We start from the raw sequence: 3,152 nt of genomic DNA on the forward strand, positions 1-3,152 counted from the left end.
TCCTCTGAATAGGTCTTGCTTGGCATGGTGTGGAGATTACCTTTCAGTCCCAGAATATTGGGATGTTAGCTGTCTACCAAACGGGGGTCAGGTCCTCTGCGTCTATTCGACGTTTAGCGTCTGCTTTTGTAGTTGCCGGTTTTATTATGGTGACCGGTGTAGTCCCTACCGCGACATCCGTGCCAGGGGAGGTAGACATCCTGACGCCCACTAGCCCCACAACAGCTCTCAGCGAGGAGCCTTCTGTTTAAAGTGGGGACTTAGTAGAGGTTCCTAGCGTAGACGGGCAAGAGCAGGGCAGCCTGGGCGAGCCCGATTTAGAGTTATTCAGTCCAGAGCCTCTCTTCGAGCTCGATATTCCTGCCGAACCTGACGCAGCGGAATTGGAAGAAGAGCTTCGCTTCGAGGTTAAAGATGCCACAAAAGCTGGCAGCGATGTCTATTCCTACTCCCTTGAAGGAACAGTTCCTAAGGAGAAGCTAGAGGGTTTAGATTTTCTGACCTTGATTCGCCTGGACGATGGTGAAGATGTAGTCCTTGAGTCCGCAAGAATCAATGGTGATGGCGCGCTGGCCCAATTAGGTCACACAGCGGAGGGTAAGCAAGCCATTCGCCTCGCCTTGCTCGGGTACGAGAGCGAAGACCTTAAAATTCAGATACTCGTTAACAGCAATACGCCTGTATCTGCCCAGGAGTGGCGGCTGGCCACAGCTGTTGAGGCGGACTCCGCTGACTTTTCTATCGATGATGACGTCGTACGAGACCTGAGCCGGGACACACAAACTCCAGATCTTGGACCAATGTATGAGCATATACCAGAATTTAAAGGCAGTACCATACAATACATCGGGGGTGGTCACAATTTTGAGCTTATTGAAGCAGTGCCGGAAGAGGATGACGGCCGGGTTGCTATTATGCGTTTTACGTTCAAGCTCGACAACATCCGAAACGGCTCTGGACCATTCCGAGAACTACAATTCAATCCACGAGGATGGTTCAACCTTCAGCAGGGTGCGCGGCTGGATGGCGTAGGCCTGCTTTGGCACAATAATACTACAAATGACGATGCGAGCTTATCTGCGACGAACCAGAAGTCATGGGCGGGGATCGATCTGGTGAAACACCGTTGGGTCACGACGGGGGCGAAATGCGCCGTATGACGAGTGGTACTCTAACGGGTGGGTTGAATCGCGTAACAGACTCCAAGTTAAAAACGGCGACACGTTAACTGTGCGGTACAAACTAACTAGAAGCAACTATGAAGTGGAGCCGTCTCCTGCTTTGGCTGCACCACCCACAGAGCTCACCTACTGGGTCAACTCTGAGAACAAATTTACGCGTCATGATATTTCTCCAGACTACAAGGATATACGAGTTGGGCAGCAATTTGATGTTGAGACAGGATATGGGGATATCGCGGTTTCAAAAGATGGCAAGTTCCTTTATGGAATCCAATTCGTCGGATCAGGAGGTCTGAACAATTTCACGATTGATAAATACGATGCTTTCACGGGCGAAAGAGCTGGCAGGGGTTCTTTCAGCCTGGGGGTAGGTGCCGCCGGAGGTTGGCATACCTCAGGTGCGCAGTTGAATGCTCTTACCTTTGATTATGACGGACACTTGCTATTTTCTACCCCTAAAACAAATACCATTTGGAAACTAAATCCGAGTTGTATGGTCAAGTCCACGCGAGTGGTGTATCTGCCCTTTCGATACAACAGGCAGCATTACGATCTCAGGGACCGGCACGAGCCCGGTATCGGCGCCGGCTCATGCGACCTCCTGAGTGGTGTCGCCGGCGTCGATGACGTTGGCGTTCATCATGGTCTTCGTCTGGTCCAGGGCCGTCAGCGACATGTAGCGCTTCTGCTGGATCCTTCTCACTCATGCTGCTCAGTCAGCACCGCCCCGACCAGACGCACGATGGCATCGCGGTTGGGGAAGATCCCCACGATGTCCGTGCGCCGGCGGATCTCCCGGTTCAACCGCTCGGTGGGGTTATTCGACCAGACCTTCGTCCACACCGCCTTCGGGGCATGGGTGAACGCGAGTAGCTCATCCAGGGCTTCCTCGAGGTAGTCGGCCACGTGCGGAAACTTCTGCTCACAGAAAGTCACTACTTCCCGGGCCTGCTTCCACACCGATGCGGCGTCCGGTTGCTGGAAGATCGTGTGGAACATCGCCGACAAGGTCGGCCATTGGCTTTTGGGCACCAGTCCGGAGAGGTTCTTCGCGAAATGTGTGCGACACCGTTGCCACGAAGCATTCGGCAGGACCTCGCCGATAGCGTGCTGGATGCCCAAGTGTGCGTCGCTGGTGACCAGGTAGACGTCGTGTAGGCCCCGGGCCTTGAGGTCGCGAAAGAAACCCGTCCAGGAGGCCACGGACTCGGATGTGGCAACCTGCATGCCGAGTAGCTCGCGGTAGCCTTCCGCGTTCACGCCGGTGGCCAGCAGCACGGAGGTTTTCACGACCCGTCCGCCTTCACGCACCTTCATGGTCAACGCGTCGCAGGAAACATAGAGGTAGGGGCCGGTATCCAGGGGCCGGGTGCGGAAATCTTCCACCATCTGATCGAGATCTTTGGCCATTTCGGAGACCTGTGACTTCGACAAGTTGTTGATCCCCAGGCTGGCGACCAGGTCATTCATCCGGCGCGTCGACACGCCCTTCAGGTAGCAGGTGGCGATCACGGTGGTCAGAGCCCGTTCGGCACGGGTGCGCCGTTCCAGCAGCCAGTCCGGGAAGAACGAGCCGGTTCTGAGTTTGGGCACGGCGACGTCGACGGTGCCGACCCGGGTGTCGAGGTCGCGGTGGCGGTAGCCGTTTCGGACGTTGGTGCGCGCATCACTGACGGTGGCGTAGTCGGCGCCGCAGACTTGGTCGGCCTGGGTCGAGAGGATCTGGTTGATGAACCCTTGGAGCATCTCGCGCATCAGGTCCGGGGAGGCTTGGGCCAGTAGTTCGTCGAGGTAGGTGGTCGGGTCAATAGAATGGGGGCCAGCGGCCATCGTGGGTTGTCCTTTCGAGGAAGTGTGGTTACGGATTCGAAAGGTACTGCGGTGGTCGCCCTTTATCGTCTTTGGGGTCACCTACCGGCAGTTACAGATACACCACACTAACGGACACTGATAATGGGAGTGCGGGACAAG

The 3,152-nt window shown here is 55.7% G+C and carries 1 protein-coding gene and 1 pseudogene; one reads left to right on the forward strand and one right to left on the reverse strand.

Going from position 1 to position 3,152, the window contains the following annotated elements; genetic code table 11:
• The first annotated feature begins 383 nt into the window (after window positions 1-383).
• A complete protein-coding gene (locus B097_RS0108420) occupies window positions 384-1,160 on the forward strand; it encodes a hypothetical protein (RefSeq protein WP_018582089.1) in 777 nt (258 codons plus the stop codon).
• 729 nt (window positions 1,161-1,889) lie between these two features.
• Here B097_RS0108420 and B097_RS12750 read toward each other — a convergent pair.
• A pseudogene (locus tag B097_RS12750) lies at window positions 1,890-3,011 on the reverse strand (IS256 family transposase); the annotation flags it as partial.
• Window positions 3,012-3,152: the final 141 nt, after the last annotated feature.

The sequence above is a fragment of the Corynebacterium pilosum DSM 20521 = CIP 103422 genome, from assembly GCF_000373805.1.
Classification (GTDB): Bacteria; Actinomycetota; Actinomycetes; order Mycobacteriales; family Mycobacteriaceae; genus Corynebacterium; species Corynebacterium pilosum.